Origin of the sequence: Leifsonia poae (assembly GCF_050632865.1) — a bacterium.
In the GTDB taxonomy this organism is placed as follows: domain Bacteria; phylum Actinomycetota; class Actinomycetes; order Actinomycetales; family Microbacteriaceae; genus Leifsonia; species Leifsonia poae_B.
On the sequence record NZ_JBODSA010000001.1, the window covers coordinates 1,194,157 to 1,211,734 of the forward strand.

The 17,578-nt window shown below is 70.0% G+C and carries 22 protein-coding genes; 12 read left to right on the top strand and 10 right to left on the bottom strand.

The features are described from left to right. The first annotated feature begins 97 nt into the window (after positions 1-97). From ACRAWB_RS05970 to ACRAWB_RS05995, 6 genes are all read left to right on the top strand, one after another. Entirely contained in the window at positions 98-1,387 is a 1,290-nt protein-coding gene (locus ACRAWB_RS05970) for an MFS transporter (RefSeq protein WP_431352477.1), read from the top strand. Positions 1,388-1,410: 23 nt separating this feature from the next. Then, positions 1,411-3,690, top strand: a complete 2,280-nt coding sequence (locus ACRAWB_RS05975) for a glycoside hydrolase family 3 C-terminal domain-containing protein (RefSeq protein ID WP_431352478.1) — start codon at positions 1,411-1,413, stop codon at positions 3,688-3,690. 90 nt (positions 3,691-3,780) lie between these two features. Next, positions 3,781-4,536: a DUF1295 domain-containing protein gene (locus ACRAWB_RS05980; protein WP_431352479.1), complete on the top strand. Its 756-nt coding sequence runs from the start codon at positions 3,781-3,783 to the stop codon at positions 4,534-4,536. A 46-nt stretch (positions 4,537-4,582) separates the two neighbouring features. Continuing rightward, positions 4,583-5,650, top strand: a complete 1,068-nt coding sequence (locus ACRAWB_RS05985) for a zinc-ribbon domain-containing protein (protein WP_431352480.1) — start codon at positions 4,583-4,585, stop codon at positions 5,648-5,650. Positions 5,651-5,765: 115 nt separating this feature from the next. Then, positions 5,766-6,194, top strand: coding sequence for a VOC family protein (locus tag ACRAWB_RS05990; protein WP_431352481.1), 429 nt, complete (start codon positions 5,766-5,768; stop codon positions 6,192-6,194). 244 nt (positions 6,195-6,438) lie between these two features. Beyond that, complete coding sequence (locus ACRAWB_RS05995; RefSeq protein WP_431352482.1) at positions 6,439-6,801, top strand: universal stress protein; 363 nt, start codon at positions 6,439-6,441, stop codon at positions 6,799-6,801. Between the two features lie 33 nt (positions 6,802-6,834). On the opposite strand, the gene ACRAWB_RS06000 is transcribed toward ACRAWB_RS05995, so the two are convergent. Continuing rightward, positions 6,835-7,059, bottom strand: a complete 225-nt coding sequence (locus ACRAWB_RS06000) for a hypothetical protein (protein WP_431352483.1) — start codon at positions 7,057-7,059, stop codon at positions 6,835-6,837. Between the two features lie 69 nt (positions 7,060-7,128). Here ACRAWB_RS06000 and ACRAWB_RS06005 point away from each other — a divergent pair, with 69 nt between their 5' ends. Both ACRAWB_RS06005 and ACRAWB_RS06010 read left to right on the top strand, forming a co-directional pair. Beyond that, on the top strand, positions 7,129-7,788 hold the full coding sequence (locus ACRAWB_RS06005) for a Type 1 glutamine amidotransferase-like domain-containing protein (RefSeq protein WP_431352484.1): 660 nt from the start codon (positions 7,129-7,131) through the stop codon (positions 7,786-7,788). A 96-nt stretch (positions 7,789-7,884) separates the two neighbouring features. Next, positions 7,885-8,727 (top strand): class II glutamine amidotransferase, encoded by an 843-nt coding sequence (locus ACRAWB_RS06010; protein WP_431352485.1) that lies wholly within the window; start codon positions 7,885-7,887, stop codon positions 8,725-8,727. Between the two features lie 25 nt (positions 8,728-8,752). On the opposite strand, the gene ACRAWB_RS06015 is transcribed toward ACRAWB_RS06010, so the two are convergent. Further along, positions 8,753-9,241 carry an FBP domain-containing protein gene (locus ACRAWB_RS06015; protein WP_431352486.1) on the bottom strand — a complete coding sequence of 163 codons (489 nt, stop codon included), beginning with the start codon at positions 9,239-9,241 and terminating at the stop codon, positions 8,753-8,755. Positions 9,242-9,525: 284 nt separating this feature from the next. Here ACRAWB_RS06015 and ACRAWB_RS06020 point away from each other — a divergent pair, with 284 nt between their 5' ends. Continuing rightward, on the top strand, positions 9,526-9,915 hold the full coding sequence (locus ACRAWB_RS06020; RefSeq protein WP_431352487.1) for a RidA family protein: 390 nt from the start codon (positions 9,526-9,528) through the stop codon (positions 9,913-9,915). A gap of 34 nt (positions 9,916-9,949) precedes the next feature. On the opposite strand, the gene ACRAWB_RS06025 is transcribed toward ACRAWB_RS06020, so the two are convergent. After that, positions 9,950-10,195, bottom strand: a complete 246-nt coding sequence (locus ACRAWB_RS06025; RefSeq protein WP_431352488.1) for a hypothetical protein — start codon at positions 10,193-10,195, stop codon at positions 9,950-9,952. 127 nt (positions 10,196-10,322) lie between these two features. Here ACRAWB_RS06025 and ACRAWB_RS06030 point away from each other — a divergent pair, with 127 nt between their 5' ends. From ACRAWB_RS06030 to ACRAWB_RS06040, 3 genes are all read left to right on the top strand, one after another. Further along, the gene (locus ACRAWB_RS06030) at positions 10,323-12,239 is read left to right on the top strand and encodes a diguanylate cyclase domain-containing protein (protein ID WP_431352717.1); all 1,917 of its coding nucleotides are present in this window, start codon (positions 10,323-10,325) and stop codon (positions 12,237-12,239) included. Between the two features lie 25 nt (positions 12,240-12,264). Continuing rightward, positions 12,265-13,008 carry a class I SAM-dependent methyltransferase gene (locus tag ACRAWB_RS06035; RefSeq protein ID WP_431352489.1) on the top strand — a complete coding sequence of 248 codons (744 nt, stop codon included), beginning with the start codon at positions 12,265-12,267 and terminating at the stop codon, positions 13,006-13,008. Positions 13,009-13,097: 89 nt separating this feature from the next. Beyond that, a complete protein-coding gene (locus ACRAWB_RS06040) occupies positions 13,098-13,466 on the top strand; it encodes a YciI family protein (RefSeq protein WP_431352490.1) in 369 nt (122 codons plus the stop codon). Positions 13,467-13,621: 155 nt separating this feature from the next. Here ACRAWB_RS06040 and ACRAWB_RS06045 read toward each other — a convergent pair whose 3' ends face one another. From ACRAWB_RS06045 to ACRAWB_RS06075, 7 genes are all read right to left on the bottom strand, one after another. Continuing rightward, positions 13,622-13,879, bottom strand: a complete 258-nt coding sequence (locus tag ACRAWB_RS06045) for a hypothetical protein (protein ID WP_431352491.1) — start codon at positions 13,877-13,879, stop codon at positions 13,622-13,624. Continuing rightward, positions 13,876-14,172 carry a DUF4287 domain-containing protein gene (locus ACRAWB_RS06050; RefSeq protein ID WP_431352492.1) on the bottom strand — a complete coding sequence of 99 codons (297 nt, stop codon included), beginning with the start codon at positions 14,170-14,172 and terminating at the stop codon, positions 13,876-13,878. The genes ACRAWB_RS06045 and ACRAWB_RS06050 overlap by 4 nt, the downstream gene beginning before the upstream one ends. A gap of 62 nt (positions 14,173-14,234) precedes the next feature. Continuing rightward, positions 14,235-14,999 carry an ABC transporter permease gene (locus ACRAWB_RS06055; RefSeq protein ID WP_064108950.1) on the bottom strand — a complete coding sequence of 255 codons (765 nt, stop codon included), beginning with the start codon at positions 14,997-14,999 and terminating at the stop codon, positions 14,235-14,237. Beyond that, a complete protein-coding gene (locus ACRAWB_RS06060; protein WP_431352493.1) occupies positions 14,996-15,787 on the bottom strand; it encodes an ABC transporter ATP-binding protein in 792 nt (263 codons plus the stop codon). Before ACRAWB_RS06060 ends, ACRAWB_RS06055 begins: the two co-directional genes overlap by 4 nt. Beyond that, positions 15,784-16,164 carry a DUF1048 domain-containing protein gene (locus ACRAWB_RS06065; RefSeq protein WP_431352494.1) on the bottom strand — a complete coding sequence of 127 codons (381 nt, stop codon included), beginning with the start codon at positions 16,162-16,164 and terminating at the stop codon, positions 15,784-15,786. The genes ACRAWB_RS06060 and ACRAWB_RS06065 overlap by 4 nt, the downstream gene beginning before the upstream one ends. A gap of 2 nt (positions 16,165-16,166) precedes the next feature. Then, positions 16,167-16,499 carry a PadR family transcriptional regulator gene (locus ACRAWB_RS06070; protein WP_431352495.1) on the bottom strand — a complete coding sequence of 111 codons (333 nt, stop codon included), beginning with the start codon at positions 16,497-16,499 and terminating at the stop codon, positions 16,167-16,169. Positions 16,500-16,618: 119 nt separating this feature from the next. Beyond that, a complete protein-coding gene (locus ACRAWB_RS06075; RefSeq protein ID WP_431352718.1) occupies positions 16,619-17,566 on the bottom strand; it encodes a cytochrome c oxidase assembly protein in 948 nt (315 codons plus the stop codon). Between the last annotated feature and the right edge of the window lie 12 nt (positions 17,567-17,578).

A 17,578-nucleotide genomic window follows, 5' to 3' on the forward strand; every position in this document is an offset into this window, starting at 1 on the left:
CCCGAGCATAAACCCGAACGACGCTTGCTTTTCCAAAACCGAGTGACGTAAGGTTTTGCCACCATCCACGGTGGATGGTGAGAGGACCCCCACGACAATGACGTCAGACACCTCCGTCCCACCCGTCACCACCAACACCTTCGTCGGCACCGCCGCCGGCAACGACGACCCGCCCGCGCCTATCAGGGGGCTCCGCCGCCTGATGGTGTGGATCATCCCGGCCAACCTCGGTATCTACCTAATCTGGGGCGCGCTGCCGGGCATCCTGCTCCCGCAGCAGATCACCGTGCTGTTCGGCGAGCAGGACAAGGTCGCCAACCTCACCATCGCCGCCACCATCGGTGCCTTCGCCGCCATGATCGCCCAGCCGATCGCCGGACAGATCTCCGACAGGACGCGCTCCCGGTTCGGTCGACGCGCGCCCTGGATCGTGATCGGATCGCTCGCCGGCGGTCTGTCCCTGGTCGGCCTGGCCTTCGCGAACTCCCTGGTCGGCGTCGTCATCGCCTGGACGCTGGTGCAGATCAGCTACAACTTCGCCCAGGGCCCGCTCACCGCGATCATGCCCGACCGCGTCCCGCTCAAGCGCCGCGGCACCTTCGCCGCGCTGTCCGGCATCGGGCTCATGGTGGGTGCGCTGGGCGGCCAGATCGTCGGCTCCCTCTTCTTCAACAGCCTCACGGTCGGCTACGTGTTCTTCGCCGTCTTCTCCCTCGTGGTGCTGAGCCTGTTCGTCCTGTTCAACCCGGACTACTCGAGCACCCGTCTGGAGCGCGAGCCGTTCACGTACGTTCAGTTCCTCAAGACGTTCTGGGTGAACCCGGTCGCGCACCCCGACTTCTTCTGGGCGTTCACCGGGCGGCTGCTCCTCTACACCGGCTACTTCGCCGTCACCGGCTTCCAGCTCTTCCTGCTCACCGACTACTTCCATGTCGACCACCCGGAACGGCTCATCCCGCTGCTCGGCCTGCTCAGCCTCGTCGGGATCATCATCTCGACGGTCGTCTCCGGCCCGCTGTCCGACCGCTTCGGCCGTCGCAAACCGTTCGTCTTCGCCTCCGCCGCGGTCGTCAGCCTCGGCTTCCTGCTCCCGTGGATCTGGCCGGATGTGAACGCCTGGATCATCATGACCGTCCTCTCGGGCTTCGGTTTCGGGATGTTCCAGGCCGTCGACACCGCGCTGATGAGCGAGGTGCTGCCGTCGGCGAAGTCGTTCGCGAAGGACCTCGGCGTCGTGAACATCGCCGCCACCCTCCCGCAGACCCTCGCCCCCGGCCTCGCCGGCGCCATCGTCCTCGCCTTCGGCTACGCCGCGCTCTTCCCGATAGCGATCGTTCTCGGCATCCTGGGCGCGCTGGCCGTGTGGCCCATCAAGGCGACCCGCTGACCATCACCACCGAAAGGAACCCCATGACCGACACCACCACCGGCGCGCGCGCCGACCTCACCGGCCTCTCCGTCGAGGAGAAGGCCGCGCTGACCAGCGGCGCGAGCTTCTGGCGCACCAAGGCGGTCGGCGACGTCCCGTCCGTCATGCTCACGGACGGCCCGCACGGCCTGCGCAAGCAGCGTGAGGGCGGCGACCACCTCGGGCTCGGCGACAGCGTCCCGGCCACCTGCTTCCCGCCGGCGGTCGCCCTCGGCTCGTCGTGGGATGTGGAGCTCGCCGAACGCGTCGGCACCGCCCTCGGGGTCGAGTCGTCCATCGAGGACGTCGCCGTCATCCTGGGTCCCGGCATCAACATCAAGCGGTCCCCGCTGTGCGGCCGCAACTTCGAATACCTCAGCGAGGACCCGATCGTCTCCGGTGTGCTCGGCGCGGGACTGGTGCGCGGCATCCAGTCGCAGGGCGTCGGCGCGTCGCTGAAGCACTTCGCGGCCAACAACCAGGAGGACGACCGGATGCGGTCCTCCTCCGACGTCGACGCGCGTCCGCTGCGCGAGATCTACCTGCGGGGCTTCCAGCGCGTCGTCGAGGACGCTCAGCCGCACACGGTGATGTGCTCGTACAACCGCATCAACGGCGTGTTCGCCTCGGAGAACCGCTGGCTGCTCACCGACGTGCTGCGCAACGAGTGGGGCTTCGAGGGCCTGGTCGTCTCGGACTGGGGCGCGGTGAACGACCGCGTCTCCGCTCTCCGGGCCGGCCTCGACCTGGAGATGCCCGGCACCGGCGGCGTGACCGACGCGCAGATCGTCGCGGCCGTCGAGGATGGCACGCTCGACGAGGCGGTGCTCGACGCGTCCGCGCAGCGCAACGCCGACCTCGCCGTCCGCTGGGCGGCCACTCCGAGGGTGGAGGGACCGCTCGACGTGGATGCGCACCACGCGCTCGCCCGCGAAGCCGCCTCCCGCTCGATCGTGCTGCTGAAGAACGAGGAGGTGGACGGCGCGCCGCTGCTCCCGCTGCGCGACGACCAGTCCATCGCCGTGATCGGTGCCTTCGCCGAGAAGCCCCGCTACCAGGGCGCGGGGTCGTCCATGATCCACCCGACGCGGCTGGACGACGCGCTCACCTCGATCCGCGCGGTCGCCCCGCAGGCGTCGTACGCCCCGGGTTTCTCGCTCTCGGTGGATGTCGCCGACGCCGAGACGGCACGCCTGCGCGACGAGGCCGTCGCGGCGGCGTCCCGTGCCTCGGTCGCGGTCGTGTTCGCGGGGCTTCCCGCTCGTCTGGAGTCCGAGGGCTACGACCGCGAGGACATCGACCTCCCCGCCGACCAGCTCGCCCTCATCGACGCGGTCGTCGCCGCGAACCCGCGCACGGTGGTGGTGCTGTCGAACGGCGGTGTGGTCGCCCTTCCGTTCGCGGAGTCGGTCCCGGCGATCGTGGAGGCGTGGCTGCTCGGCCAGGCCGGCGGCTCGGCCACCGCCGACGTGCTGTTCGGCTCCGTCAGCCCGTCGGGCAAGCTGACCGAGACGGTCCCGCTGCGGCTGGAGGACACTCCCGCGTTCCTCAACTTCCCCGGGGAGGAGGGCCACGTCCGCTACGGCGAGGGCATCTTCGTCGGTTACCGCTGGTACGACGCCCGGCGCATGGAGGTCGCGTTCCCGTTCGGCCACGGCCTGTCGTACACGACGTTCGGATACGGCGATGCGACCGCTTCGACGACCCCGGCGGGCGACGTGGAGGTGCGCCTGACGATCAGCAACACCGGCGAGCGCGCCGGCCGCGAGGTGGTGCAAGCGTACGTCTCGCTGCCGGGATCGGCTGTGCAGCGGGCGCCCCGCGAGCTCAAGGGCTTCGTGTCCGTGGAGCTCGCGCCGGGGAAGTCGCGCGAGGTCACGATCCCCGTGCGCCGCCAGGATCTCGCGTACTGGGACGTCCGCGCCGAGCGCTGGATCGTGGAGGGCGGCGACTACGTGATCGAGGCCGGCGCCTCCAGCCGCGACCTGCGCACGTCGGCGACCGTGGCGGTCGCGGGTGACGAGGTGCGGTTGCCGCTCACGCGCGAGTCGTCGCTCGCCGAGGTGATGGCGCATCCTGTCGCCGGTCCGCTGGTGCAGCAGGCGCTGGCCGGGATGTCGCAGATGCTCGAGGGCGCGTCGGCGATCATGCCGGAGGGGGTGTCCATGGACAAGATGATGGGCTCGTTCCCGATCGGCCGCATCGGCATGATGGCCGACGGGTCGGTCACGCCGGAGATGATCGACGGGCTGCTCGCCGCGGCCAACGCGCCGGAGGCGTAGCGCCTCATCCACTGGTCCCGACACGCCGTTATCGACCGCCTCGTAATGGCGTGTCGGGACCAGTAGGTGGTGTCCCGCTAGCCTGACGGCATGCCTGAGGGACCATACCGCTGGTTCGTGTACGCCGAGCTGCTGCTCGCGGCCGTGACCTTCGTCGCGCTGCTGTTCGTCGTTGCGCCGTACGGCGGGCGTCACGGGCGCGGCGGGTGGGGGCCGACGGTGCCGGCGCGAGTCGGGTGGGTCGTGATGGAGGCGCCGGCGTCCCTTCTGTTCGCGGCGTTCTATCTGCTGGGCGAGCACCGGTTCGAGCTCGTGCCGCTCCTGTTCCTGCTGCTCTGGCAGGTGCACTACGTCTACCGGGCGTTCGTGTACCCGTTCCTGATGCGGTCGGGATCGCGGATGCCCGTGGTCGTGATGCTGCTGGCCATCCTGTTCAACCTTCTCAACGCGTGGGTCAACGCGCGGTGGATCTCGGAGTACGGTGCGTATCCGGCCGCCTGGCTCGCGGACCCGCGGTTCTGGATCGGCGTGGCGCTGTTCGCGGGCGGGCTGGCGCTCAACATGCGGTCGGATCGGACGCTGCGGCAGCTCCGCGGCGACGGCAGCGGTGAGTACCGCATCCCGCACGGCGGCGGCTTCCGCTACGTGTCGAGCCCGAACTATCTGGGCGAGATCGTCGAATGGACGGGGTGGGCGATCGCGACCTGGTCGCTCGCCGGCCTCGCCTTCGCGCTGTACACCGCGGCGAACCTGGCTCCGAGGGCCGTGTCCAACCACCGGTGGTACCGGTCGACGTTCCCGGACTATCCGCACGAGCGGCGCGCGATCATCCCCTTCGTGCTCTGACGGTGTCGGCGGCCCCGCCTAGGCTGACGCCGAAAGGAGGGATGCCGTGCCCGAGAGCGTCGAGCAGTGGTGGGCGCGCCGCCAGTGGTCGAAGGGCCAGGCCGTGCCGTACGCGATCGGCCGCTACCGCACCGACTGGGAGCGGTATCCCGTGCTCGTGCGGCAGTACCATCCCGACCTCAACCATGGGATCACGCTGACGCAGATCCCGCCCGCTGCCGACGTGTACCTGGTGTGGCAGTGCGACTCCGGCCATCTGTTCGTGGCGACCCCGGAGGAGCAGCGGTCGCGGCCCGGCGGCACGCGGCGGCGGTCGGTGTGGTGCCCGCAGTGCGCGGAGGCGGCCGCGCCGCGCGCGGTGAAGGTTCCGGAGCCGGATGCGGGACTCCACGTCTGCGGACATGCGCGGGACCTGCGACGGATCGAGAACGATCCGAATGACGACCGCTGTTACCTCTGTCGGCGTCTCGACCGCGAGACGCTGACCCGCGAACAGCTGGTGAGCATGGCGGCGCCCGGGTCGCGGGTGGCGGTATCGGCGGCGAACAGCACGGCCGGGAAGTTCTCGTGGCAGTGCGAGCACGGGCATCCGACATACCAGGCGACGATCGAACGCATCCTCGGAGGTCGGCGCTGCCCGATCTGCCGGCACGCGCGCGGCGGAGCCGACCGGGTCGCCGTGGGAGAGGCGTTCGTCAGCCGCTGGGCGCCGGTTCCCGCGTCGGCGGCCGAGCCGGAGCTGAAGCGGCGGCTGGCGGCACGGCTCGACGTCTCGCTCGACGCCAACGCGGTACGGGTCGCGAAGCCGTTCCACGCGCACCTCGAGGTATGGCCCGACATCCTCATCCCCGAACTGAAGGTGGCGATCGAGTACGACACGACCGGGCGGCACGGACTCGAGCACGTCGGGCCGCGCGAGGAGTCGGACCGCCGGAAGGACCGGCTGCTGCGCGCCGTGGGCTGGGAGGTCGTCCGGGTGCGGTGCGGCAAACTGCAGCCGATCGGGCCGTTCGACGTCACGGCCGGCGGCGTGACCGACGCGCTCGTGGACCGCATCCTCGGGCGGCTGGGGGAGATCCGCGGCGAACTGTTCGTGGCGGCGTACCGGCGCTGAGCGAGCCGGATCGTTCGCCTGCTTTTCCGGCTGTCTGTGCTCTGGTGACGCGCCCGGACCGCTCGCTACGCTGGGCGGCGAACGGGCATCCACGAGCTCTCACGAGGAGGACACCATGCCGTCGATCCTGAATCCCTACCTCAACTTCCGCGCGTCCGCGCGCGAGGCGATGGACTTCTACCAGTCCGTCTTCGGCGGGGAGGTGCAGCGCAGCACCTTCGCCGAGTACCAGATGGCGCAAGACCCGGCGGACAACGACCTGATCATGCACTCGCAGCTCACCACTCCGGGCGGCTTCACTCTGATGGCCGCAGACGTCCCCGCGCACATGGACCTTCAGGAGGGCTCGAACATCTCCATCTCGCTGAGCGGCGACGACGAGGCCGAGCTCACCGGCTACTGGGAGAAGCTGGTCGAGGGCGGCACCGTCCTCGAACCGCTCAACAAGGCGCCCTGGGGCGACAGCTTCGGCATGGCGATCGACCGGTTCGGCGTGCAGTGGCTGGTGAACATCGCGGGCACGCCGCAGGAGTCGGACGACTGATGTCCGACCAGGGCGGCGGCGTTCCGGAGGAGGAAGCGGCCGCTGCGGAGGAGGAAGCGGCCGGTGCGGAGGGGGAAGCGGCTGCCGCGGCGGACGGGGAAGGGGCCGCGCCGGATCATCCGGTGATCGTCGGGGTGCACCGCGGTCAGTCGCGAGCGGTGCTGGCGGAGGCGGCGCGGCTGGCGGCCGAGCTGGGCAGACCATTGCTGTGCGCGTACGTGTCCGAGGACAGCTACCTCACCGAGTGGGACAAGCCGGGCGAGGTCGCCGACGAGTCGCTGCATCCGACCGAGGTCGGAGCGGGGAGGGCGAGGCCCTGCTGGCACTCACCTCCGCGATCGAAGCGGCGCTGGCCGACGCCGACCCCGCGCCGAGCGGATGGTCGGTGCGGCTGCTCGCCGGCGATCCGGCCAAGGCCCTGGGGCGGCTGGCGGCCGAGACCGAGGCGCGGCTCATCGTGGTCGGGACGCACCGGCGGGGGTTCTCCAACGCGCTCGAGAACTGGCTGGCCGGATCCGTCGGGGCGCGGCTGACGCACGATCAGCGGACACCGGTGGTCGTGGTCCCGGTGACGGCCAAAGACCTGGCCACGCCGACGATCGCGTGACGGGTCCATCCGTCGGCCCGGACGCTGCGCGGGTCAGCCGTGCAGCTCGCGCAACGCCGCGTCGAACGAGCGGAAGTAGGTGCGGCGCCCCGGCCGCCCGATCTGCGTGACCTCGAACATGCCGTCCAGCTGGAGGATGAAGCCCACGACCGGCGGCACCCCGAGCGCAGCGGCCTCGGCGTCGCTGATCCGCCACTCGTGGTCCGAGATCTCCGCCACCTCCAGCCCCTGCCGGAGGTAGACCGTGTGCGTCGTCATGCATCCAAGTGAAGTGGACCGGTTGTTCTGCGGCCAGGCCTTGACACCGCACCGACGAAGGAGTGATGGATGAAACTGCTGTTGACCTCAGGCGGAGTGACCAATCCGAGCATCCGCGATGCGCTCGTCGGGATGCTCGGCAAGCCGATCTCCGAGAGCGACGCCCTGTTCATCCCGACCGCGCAATGGGGCCAGCCCGCGTGCAGCCCGCAGACCGTGTGGAGGTCGACCCGCGACGGCGATGCCCTGGTCTGGCTGGGCTGGAAGTCCGTCGGCGTGCTCGAACTGACGGCGCTTCCGAGCATCGCCGAGGAGCGCTGGATGCCGTGGGTACGCGATGCCGACGTGCTCCTGGTCGACGGCGGCGAGGCGCGCTACCTCTGCACCTGGATGGAGCGGTCGGGTCTCACCGCCCTGCTCGCGGAGCTGCCCGACACCGTCTGGGTGGGCGTCAGCGCGGGGAGCATGGTGATGACCCCGCGCGTCGGCCGGGAGTTCCTGGACTGGCAGCCGGACGGGCCGGACGACACCCTCGGCCTGGTCGACTTCTCGATCTTCCCGCACCTGGACTACCCGGGATGGTCGGAGAACACCCTCGACGCGGCGCGACGCTGGGCGGAGTGCATCCCGGGCCGGTCGTACGCGATCGACGACCAGACCGCGATCGCGGTGGTCGGCGACCGCGTCGAGGTCGTCAGCGAGGGGCACTGGGAGCGCTTCGACCGCTGACCGCGCCGCCGTTCTCTGTATTCCCGCCATACCCCGCCGCGGGCTAGGGTGCGGCCGTCCGCACCCGGACGCATCCGGAACCTCGGGAGGAACGTCATGTGCCGTTGGCTCGCATACTCGGGGGAGCCGCTGAAGCCCGCCGAACTCATCCTGGACACGCAGCACTCACTGGTCGCCCAGTCGCTCAACTCGCCGCTCGGCAACGAGACCGTGAACGGCGACGGCTTCGGGTTCGGCTGGTACGGCGGCGACCCGGTGCAGGGCGACACGCCGTCCCTGTTCCACAGCATCGAGCCCGCGTGGCACGACGAGAACCTGCGCGAACTCACCAACGCCGTCAGCAGCCCCTTGTTCTTCGGACACGTCCGCGCGGCGGCGGGTCCGCCCATCCAGCAGAGCAACTGCCACCCGTTCCGTTACGAGAACTGGCTGTTCATGCACAACGGCTTCCTCGACGGGTTCCAGAAGACCAAGCGCGCCCTCGCCTTCGCGGTGGACCCGTCGCTGTACCCGCTCATCCACGGGACGACGGACTCCGAGGTGCTGTTCTACCTCGCCATCACGGAGGGCCTGCAGGAGGACCCGATCGGCGCGCTCGGCCGTGCCATCCGCCGCGTGGAGGAGGAGGGGAGGAAGGCCGGCATCGAGTACCCGATGCAGGGCACGATCGCCGTCTCCGACGGGCACACGCTCTGGGCCTTCCGCTACTCCACTGCGCACAAGAGCCGGACCCTCTTCCACTCGACGGCCATCCCGGAGCTCCGCGAGCTGTACCCGGATGCGGCGCGGCTCGACGTCTTCGGTGACAAGGCGAAGGTGGTCGTCTCCGAACCGCTGACGGACATGCCGGGTGCGTTCGTCCAGGTGGAGGAGTCCACCGTCGCCATCCTGGACGATGACGGGTACCGGCACCAGGACTTCCTGCGGGAGGCGGCGTGAGCGGCGGCCTCCCGCAGGGTCTTCGTCAGTCGCCGTCCATCACCCGGCGGACGAACGCGTCGACGTGCTCGCGCAGCGCGTCGATCCGCTGCTGTCGCGCGGCCTCGACGTCGAAGCCGACGTAGGCGGTCGGCGGACGCTTGCGGACGTTCGCCGAGCACTGGAAGTGGTCGCAGACCAGGGTGCCGAGGGTGTTGCCGTTGCGGCCCGCCTTGCCGGCGCGCTTCGCGATGAAGAACACGACGTCGTTGGGGAGATGCACGTCCTCGCACCAGGAGCACTGGGGACGCGAGCGGATGCGGCCGTCCGCCTGTCGCAACAGCACGCCGACGGGCTCGCCGTCGACGACGGCGACGACATAGCCCAGTGCCGGCTGCCTGCGGTCGCGCCAGCCCAGGTAGTCGAGGTCGTCGAAGCGCAGCTGCGCCAGGTCGGGGAGGGTGAGCTCCTTGCGCTCGCGCTGGGAGGCGTTGACGAAGGAGGAGCGGATCTGACTCTCGGTCAGGGGAATCATGGATGAACCTGTCTATCGGAGGTCGTGAGAGCACGGCCGGATGCCGGCCGTGGGAGACGCCGCGAGCGCACGGGAGCGTGCGGATGCACGGCGGGACGCGCGCAGAAGCGCACGGAATCACTTGCGAGGGGACAGCGCTATCTCGCGCCGGCGCTGAGCGCGCCGACGACCTCCAGACGCCCGATGGGCTGCGAGATGAGCGGGTTCACTCTTCCACTCTAACGCTCTGGCCGATGTCGGTGGTCGGGGGCAGAGTGGTCCGCACAGGGAGAAAGGGACGCGTCATGAGCGGAGAACCGACACCCGTCGACCCGCCGGAGCTCTTCCGCAGCCCGGCGTTCGCGCAGGGGATGATCGCGCCGGCGGGGCCGCTGCTCTTCGTCGGCGGCCAGAACGGCGTGGATGCCGAGGGCGAACTCCTCGAGGGCCTGCAGGCGCAGACGGAGCAGGCGCTGCGCAACCTGCTCGCGGTGCTCGCGGCCGCGGGGAGCGGGCCGGAGCACGTGGTCAAGCTGACCATCCACCTCGCGGCGGGCATCGACCCGACAGCGGCCTACGCCGCGACGCGGACCGTGTGGGGCGACCACCGCACCGCGGTCACGGTGCTCGCGGTGACGCCGGCGCGTCCGGGGGCTCTGGTCGAGATCGACGCCGTGGCATCCGTCCCGAGCTGAGCCCGGATCGCGATCGCGGCCTACTCGTCCCGGCCTACTCGTCCCGGCGGTCGGGTCCGTCGAACTCGGTGAGCTCTTCGACGACCGCCTCGCCCTCGGCGCCCGTGTCGTCGCGGCCACCGTCGTCGGCGGCTTCGTCGCCGGTCGGACCGACGGCGGACGACCCGTCGCGGTAGGCGCCGGTGCCCTCGTCGAGGGTTCCCTCGCCGTCCGGGTAGCCCGCGTCGTCCGGGTACTCGCTGTCGCGCGGTGTCACGTCATCGTCGTGTGCGTCGACCATGGGGTCCTCCTTCGTGTCCACGGCGGCATCATCCACCCGTCCGGGCGCCGCGCACAGTCCTCGCGACTGCGTTTTTCGGATAACGGTGACGTTAGTGAATCGGAAATAGGTGCATTAGGGTCAAGTGGTGGATGGACATATCGGGCTCGACCCCGCAGAGCTCCGACGGCTGCAAGAATGCGTCAAAGAACCGATCAGGACGCCCGGTCGCATCCAGTCGTTCGGGATGCTCTTCGTCGTCGATATCGCGACGTACGAAATCGTCACCGTCAGCGAGAACGCCGGTCGCTGGCTCGGCCGCTCGGTCTCCGAGCTGAACAGCCCGACGCTGGAGTGGAGCGTCACCGCCGAGACGCACGGCGACCCCATCCGCGTCGAGATCGGCGACGAGGCCTTCGACGCCGTGACCCACCGCCAGGGCGGTCAGGTCATCATCGAGCTGGAGCCCGCCGACACCGCGCCCGACCTTCCGTCGGCCTCCGTCGTCGGTGCGATCCGTTCGCTCGGCCTGCTGGCCGGCGCGGACGAGCTCCGCCAGGCAGCCGCCGAGGAGGTCAAGCGCATCAGCGGCTTCGACCGGGTGATGGTCTACCGCTTCTTCGAGGACGGCCACGGCGAGGTCGCCGGCGAGGCGTCCGAGCCGGACATGGAGTCCTATCGTGGGCTGCACTTCCCAGCCTCCGACATCCCGCAGCAGGCCCGTTCGCTCTACCTGACCAAGCTCTCGCGCCAGATCGTCAGCACGGACGACCTCGGGACTCCGCTGGTCTCGGTCGTCGACTCCCCGCCGCTCGACCTGAGCAGCGCGGAGCTGCGCGCCGTGTCGCCGCACCACCTCCAGTTCATGCGCAACATGGGACAGGCGTCGACCGTGTCGTTCTCGCTCATCCAGGAGGACCGGCTGGTCGGCATGATCACGTGCGCCCACCGCACCCGGAGACGGATGCCGATCCTGCTGCGCCGCGCGCTGGAGGTGCTGGCCACGCAGCTGACCCTGCAGCTCGGCGCGCTCGAGTCGATCGGGCAGCTTCGCCGTGACCTCAGCATCCGGGAGCAGCGGGCTACCGTACTCGCCGGGGTCCCGTCCTCCGACGACCCGCTGATCACGCTCGTCGACAACGGCGCCGAGCTGTGCCGGCTCGTGGGCGCCGACGGCGCCATCCTCGCTCTGGACGGTGTCAGCCGCAGCGTCGGCGCCGTGCCCCTGACCGATCGCAGCCTGCTGCTCTCGGCCGCGGGCACCGAGCCGCTGGCGACGAACGAGCTGGCGCGCACGCACCCGGCGCTCAGCGTGCTGATGCCGGGCTTCGCGGGGCTCATGGTCGTCCCGGTCGGCGCACACGGCGTCCTGCTGTTCTTCCGGCACGAGGTGGCGCGAGTCATCCGCTGGCTCGGCGATCAGACCGCCTCCAACCGCGACGATGCGCTGTCGCCGCGCCGTTCGTTCTCCGAGTGGAAGCAGAGCGTCGAGGGCACGGCCCTGCCGTGGGGTCCCGTCGCCGAGGAGTCGCGCGAACTGGGCCGCGACCTCGCTCGGGCGCTCGACCGCCGTCGCGAGGCCCATCTTGCGCAGCTCGCGCTGATCGACCACCTGACGGGCCTGCACAACCGCCGGTCGTTCGAGCACGAGCTCGAGAAGACCGTCACCGACGGCCAGGGCGGCGTCCTGCTGTTCCTCGACCTCGACGGCTTCAAGTCGATCAACGACCGGCACGGGCACGAGACCGGGGACGCGGTGCTGCGTGCGATCGCCGACCGGCTCACCCGCGACAGCCGCTCCACCGACGTGATCTCGCGGCTGGCCGGCGACGAATTCGTCGTGCTCAGCGGCGGGGCGACGCAGGAGGACGGGGAGCGTTTCGCCGCCCGCCTGGTGCGCGATATCGCCGACCCCATCGACACGGCTCGCGGCGCGATGACCGTCACGGCTTCCTGCGGCGTCATCACCATCGAGCCCGGGCCGACGGCGAAGCAGCTCCTGGACGCCGCGGACGCGGCGATGTACCGCGCCAAGAACACGGGACGCAACCGCGTCTCGCGCTGAGGCGCCGACGGCGTAGCGTCGGGGCATGCCCGACCCCATGCATTTCGACCGGCATGCCGACCTGTACGACCGCGCCCGGCCGCCGTACCCGACGGCGCTGACCGACCGCCTCGCCGCCCTCGGACTGCTGCGGGCCGGCGCCCGGGCGCTCGACCTCGGCGCCGGGAGCGGGCAGGCGACGCGCATCCTGGTCGACGCCGGGATGGAGGTCACGGCCGTCGAGCCGGGCCGCGCCCTGGCCGCGCGGCTGAAGAAGACGCTTCCGGCCGTGCAGGTGATCCGCGCAACGGCGGAGGAGGCCGAGCTCCCGGACGGGGCGTTCGACCTCGTGACGATCGCGACGGCCGTGCACTGGTTCGACCTCCACGTCGTGCTGCCGAAGCTGCACCGCACCCTCGCGACCGACGGCCGGCTCGCGGTGTGGCGCACCGCCTACGGCGATCCGTCGGTCCCGCCTGGGCCGTTCCGCGAACGCGTGCAGCGGATCGTCGACGCACGGGACGCTCCACCCCGCCCGCAGCCGGACGAGGCCGACACGGTGAGCTGGGCACGAGCTCTCGAGTCCGGCGGCCTGTTCCGCACCGTTCACTCCGATGAGTTCGCCTGGACCATCGCCCTCGACGCGGACGGAGTCCGGGACCTGTTCACGACGTTCAGCGACTGGACGGCCGCCGAGGCGCAGGAAGCCGCCCGGGCGGTCGACGAGCTGGGCGGCACGGTCACCGAGCACTATCTGACGCCGCTCCTGGTGCTCGAACCGGTCCGCTGAGGCCGCCCGCGTCGATCAGGGCCGTGTCGATCCGGGCGGTTCCCGTTCGACGCATCAGCACGAGATGATGCGAGACAGGAGGCTTGACCGTGACCGAATACATCATCCTCATCCAGGGAGACGAAGAGCGCTGGAGCAGCATGACCGAGGCCGAGCGTGCGGAGATCGACGCCGCGCACGGCGCGTTCTGGGAGAAGGCCGGGGATGCGATCCGCGCCTCGGGCGAGCTGCAGGGCTCGCGGACGGCGGTGACCGTCCGGCGCGGCGACGGCGGCGAACCGGTCGCGGTCGACGGGCCGTTCACCGAGGCGAAGGAGGTCGTCGGCGGGTTCTATCTGATCGACGTGCCGGACCGCGAGACCGCGGTCGAACTGGCGTCGGGACTGGCGGAGGCGCGGCACGATCACAGCGGAGTGCAGGTGCAGCCGCTGGTCGATCACAGCGACAAGAGCAGCTAGGGGAACGGGGGTGGTTCCCCCGGGATGCCGATCCGTTCGCGTCGGGTTGAGACGTCTTCGCCAGCGAATTCGTGTCCGCGTCGGGTCCGGCATCCCCGGGCCTCCATCACGCTAGCGGGGAGTGGCGGTGTCCTCAATTCGGAGGACCGAAACCGTCAAGAATTGACGGGGCCAAACGCGCGCGGGTCGCTAGGACCTCCGCGCGTCCCCTTGTGCGGCTCCTCGATGATGCGCACGTTGTGGACGGTCACCGTCTCGGTCATGAGGAGGTCGAGGGAGGTCACGAACAGCCGGCCGATCTCGTCCTCGCTGACGTCCGGCCCCGGCAGATCGACGCGGAAGCCCTGCGCCTGCAGGCCGCCCTCGTTCGAGAACGTGACCTCGGCGTCGAACACGGCGCGGTACTCGGTCACGGGTTCGCCGGCTTGGTCGCGACGCCGTCGAGCCACAGGGTCTCCGACTCGTCGCGGTGCACGCCGTCCGTGCCGACGTGCTTGGTGCTGATCGTCGGACCCTTCTGGATGACGTGCACCAACGCCATCCCGTGGCCGCGGCCGAGGTCGTAGTCGTCCTTCAGCCAGGCGAGGATGTCGCCCGCTTTCACGCCGGGCGCGTCGAGCCCGCGCTCGTGGGCGATGTCGACCAGCTGCCGCGGGGTGAGTCCGGTCTTCTTCTCGATGGTGTCCAAATACGCCTGGAATGACATAGCGCCGAGCGTACGCGACGCCGCCCGCCTCCATGGGGAGACGGGCGGCGTCGGCGTGGTGATCAGTTGAACTTGCGACGGTACTTCGCGATGGCGAAGGCGTAGGCGACCACCAGGATCCCGACGAGCCAGGCGAGCGCGATCCAGATGTCGGTGCCCACCGGCTGTCCGGCGAAGAGCGCGCGCATGGTGTTCACGATCGAGGTGACCGGCTGGTTCTCCGCGAACCAGGCGACCGGCGCAGGCATCGACTCCGTCGGCACGAAGGCCGAGCTGATGAACGGCAGGAAGATCAGCGGGTAGCTGAACGCACTGGCGCCGTCCACCGTCTTGGCCGACAGACCCGCGATCACGGCGATCCAGGTGAGCGCGAGGGTGAACAGGATGAGGATGCCGGCCACTGCGAGCCACGCCCCGACCGACGCGCCGGTGCGGAAGCCCATGATCAGGGCGACCCCGATCACCAGCGCGACCGAGACCAGGTTGGCCACGAGCGAGGTGAGGACGTGCGCCCACAGCACCGACGACCGCGCGATCGGCATCGACTGGAACCGCTCGAAGATCCCGCCCTGGAGGTCGAGGAACAACCGGTACGCCGTGTAGGCGATCCCGGATGCGATGGTGATGAGGAGGATGCCCGGCAGCATGTAGTCGATGTACGACTGGCCTGTGCCGATCCGGATCGCCCCGCCGAGCACGTACACGAACAGCAGCATCAGGGCGATCGGGGTGATCGCGGTGGTGATGATCGTGTCCGGACTGCGGAGGATGTGACGCAGCGACCGCCCGGTGAGGGTGCGCGTGTCGCTGAGGACGTAGGTGCTCATCGTTCACTCCTTTCGGTTGCTGCGTCCTCGTCGCCGACGAGGGCGAGGAAGACCTCTTCGAGCGTCGGCTGCTTCTCCACGTACTCGACCGTGGCCGCGGGGAGGAGCCTCTTCAGCTCGGCGAGCGTGCCGTTCTGGATGATCGTGCCCTTGTGCAGGATCGCGATCCGGTCGGCCAGCTGCTCGGCCTCGTCGAGGTACTGCGTGGTGAGCAGCACTGTCGTGCCGGTGCGGGCGAGCTCGCGGACAGTGTCCCAGACCTCGATGCGCGCCTGCGGGTCGAGGCCGGTGGTCGGTTCGTCGAGGAAGATGACCGGCGGGTCGCCGATCAGGCTCATCGCGATGTCGAGCCGGCGCCGCATCCCGCCGGAGTAGGTGCCCGCCTTGCGGTCGCCCGCGTCGCTGAGTGAGAAGCGGGCCAGCATCCGGTCGGCCACCTGGCCCGGGTCCTTCAGGTGCCGGAGCTTCGCGACCAGCACCAGGTTCTCGCGCCCGGTCAGCACCTCGTCGACGGCCGCGAACTGCCCCGTCAGGCTGAGCGAGCGGCGCACGTCCGCCGGAGCCGACCCGACGTCGAAGCCCTGGACGCTGGCGCTGCCGCCGTCCGCCTCCAGAAGGGTCGCGAGGATGCGGACGAGGGTGGTCTTGCCGGCCCCGTTGGAGCCGAGAAGGGCGAAGATGCTGCCGGCGGCGACGTCGAAGTCGACCCCGCGCAGCACCTCCAGCTCCTTGAAGGACTTGGTGATGCCCTGCACCCGGATCGCCGGGTCGAGCGTGGTGGCGGTCATGATGGTGTTCCCCCTTCTTGCTGTTCGGCGGCCGCTGCGACCGCCTGGTCGAGCCGGTCGCGCTCCTTGTCCATCCAGCGCTTGCCCGTGTAGGCCTCCGCGAACGTCTCCGCGAACTCGGCCGGGTCGTCCCCGGTGATCTCGCGGATGGGCGTGCCGTCGGCCGCCGCACGCTCCCACAGGTCGGCGAAGTCGCCGAACATCGTGACGAGCACGTCCCCGTCAACCAGGCCGCCCTGGTACAGGAAGTACCGGTGGAACGCCTTCGCGGCCGAACGGTAGGGCTCGGGGAGCGCGTCGATGCGCGCGACGGTCTGCCGGTACTGCTTCTTCTGCTCGAGCGACCCGGTAAGGGCCTCGATCCACTTCGCTGCCATGATCAGTCGTTCCCTTCGGTGTGGAGCTGTTCGATCCGTTCCGCGAGGAAGCTCCATGTCCTCCAGAACTCTGCGAGCTGTTCGCGCCCCTGCGCGTTGAGCGAGAAGACCTTGCGCGGCGGCCCCTTCTCGGACGGCACCTTCTCGACGTCCACGAATCCGCGCTGCTCGATACGCACCAGCAGCGCGTACACCGTGCCCTCGACGAGGTCGGTGAAGCCCTGGTCGCGCAGCCGCGCGGTGATCTCGTATCCGTATGCGGGACGATCGGAGAGGATCGCGAGGACCATCCCCTCGAGGGTGCCCTTGAGCATTTCCGTCATCTGGCTGGCCATCGGGGTCACCTCCTACTCAGTGATGTTGACTACTGGTAGAAAGTATCACTGAGTACCGGTACCTAGCAAGACCGAATAGTGACTTCTCCGTCTGAGTGGATCAGAAGGCGACCCGGGGCCTAACTACGCCCCTGCAGATGCCGCCGGGTCAGCTCCGCCATCTCCTCGTCGCTCAGGTCGTCGAGCCGGCGGCTCTCATGCCGGTCGAGGCGCATCCAGCGAACGAAGAGGATAACGAGCACCGGCACGTCGGCGAGCTCGGCGATGAACCACAGTAGATCGCCCGACAGGTGCTGGTCGTGCAGGGGAGTGGGGAACCAGATCGGCAGGCGCCCGGCGATCGCCGGGGCGTGGTCGAGGATGCCGTCGTTGAGCCGCAGCAGGAGGCCGGGGATCGCGTCCAGCACGAGTTCGACGAATGCGAGCAGGAACTCCACGGTGACGAAGAACCCTGTGCGCAGCACGGAGTGCGCCGCGATCGGCAGGACGAGGAGCAGGCCCGCGAGCGGGGTCACGACCGAAATTGTCCACTCGGAGCACGGGGAGTCCCGCAGGATCGCGGCGACCGGCGTCAGGAAGACCAGGAACACAGCGCAGGCGAACACGGGGGCGAAGGCGGCGCTGCCCACGACGCGGACGGGCCGCGAGCGCATGATGCGGTCGGTGCGGCGACGGCCGGCCGGGCCGAGCGCTGCGCGGGCGAGCGCGACGGGGCGGCCGAGGCTGATCAGCGCGGGCACGACGAACAGGAGGAGGGCGATCCGCGTCGTGAAGGCCCAGCGCAGGTCGGTGCTCTCCGCGCCGAGGAAGCCGAACGAGACGACGGCGTACGACCCGAGGCCGAGCAGGAGGTACGCGCCGGTCAGCCGGGCGGGCCAGCGGTGGCCCCGATGACGCAGCCGCGCCACGCCGCCGAGGTAGAGGGCGGCCGCGGCGACGAGGACGGCCGCCGCCGCGGGATCGAGCGACCAGGTGCTGAGGAGGACGGCGAGGGGTGGCGTGGTCGGCTCCGTTCGGATCTCGGGACGACCGCATCCTCCTCCTGCGCTTCTGTGGCGTCGCTGGATGCTCCTAGGCTG

Coding starts and splice junctions, on each gene's coding strand:
- ACRAWB_RS06035 (WP_431352489.1), top strand. CDS start 12,265: ATGCCCGACCCCATGCATTTCGACCGGCATGCCGACCTGTACGACCGC.
- ACRAWB_RS06055 (WP_064108950.1), bottom strand. CDS start 14,999: ATGAGCACCTACGTCCTCAGCGACACGCGCACCCTCACCGGGCGGTCG.
- ACRAWB_RS06060 (WP_431352493.1), bottom strand. CDS start 15,787: ATGACCGCCACCACGCTCGACCCGGCGATCCGGGTGCAGGGCATCACC.
- ACRAWB_RS06010 (WP_431352485.1), top strand. CDS start 7,885: ATGTGCCGTTGGCTCGCATACTCGGGGGAGCCGCTGAAGCCCGCCGAA.
- ACRAWB_RS05990 (WP_431352481.1), top strand. CDS start 5,766: ATGCCGTCGATCCTGAATCCCTACCTCAACTTCCGCGCGTCCGCGCGC.
- ACRAWB_RS05970 (WP_431352477.1), top strand. CDS start 98: ATGACGTCAGACACCTCCGTCCCACCCGTCACCACCAACACCTTCGTC.
- ACRAWB_RS06020 (WP_431352487.1), top strand. CDS start 9,526: ATGAGCGGAGAACCGACACCCGTCGACCCGCCGGAGCTCTTCCGCAGC.
- ACRAWB_RS06025 (WP_431352488.1), bottom strand. CDS start 10,195: ATGGTCGACGCACACGACGATGACGTGACACCGCGCGACAGCGAGTAC.
- ACRAWB_RS05975 (WP_431352478.1), top strand. CDS start 1,411: ATGACCGACACCACCACCGGCGCGCGCGCCGACCTCACCGGCCTCTCC.
- ACRAWB_RS06050 (WP_431352492.1), bottom strand. CDS start 14,172: ATGTCATTCCAGGCGTATTTGGACACCATCGAGAAGAAGACCGGACTC.
- ACRAWB_RS06070 (WP_431352495.1), bottom strand. CDS start 16,499: ATGGCCAGCCAGATGACGGAAATGCTCAAGGGCACCCTCGAGGGGATG.
- ACRAWB_RS06000 (WP_431352483.1), bottom strand. CDS start 7,059: ATGACGACGCACACGGTCTACCTCCGGCAGGGGCTGGAGGTGGCGGAG.
- ACRAWB_RS05980 (WP_431352479.1), top strand. CDS start 3,781: ATGCCTGAGGGACCATACCGCTGGTTCGTGTACGCCGAGCTGCTGCTC.
- ACRAWB_RS06015 (WP_431352486.1), bottom strand. CDS start 9,241: ATGATTCCCCTGACCGAGAGTCAGATCCGCTCCTCCTTCGTCAACGCC.
- ACRAWB_RS06005 (WP_431352484.1), top strand. CDS start 7,129: ATGAAACTGCTGTTGACCTCAGGCGGAGTGACCAATCCGAGCATCCGC.
- ACRAWB_RS06065 (WP_431352494.1), bottom strand. CDS start 16,164: ATGGCAGCGAAGTGGATCGAGGCCCTTACCGGGTCGCTCGAGCAGAAG.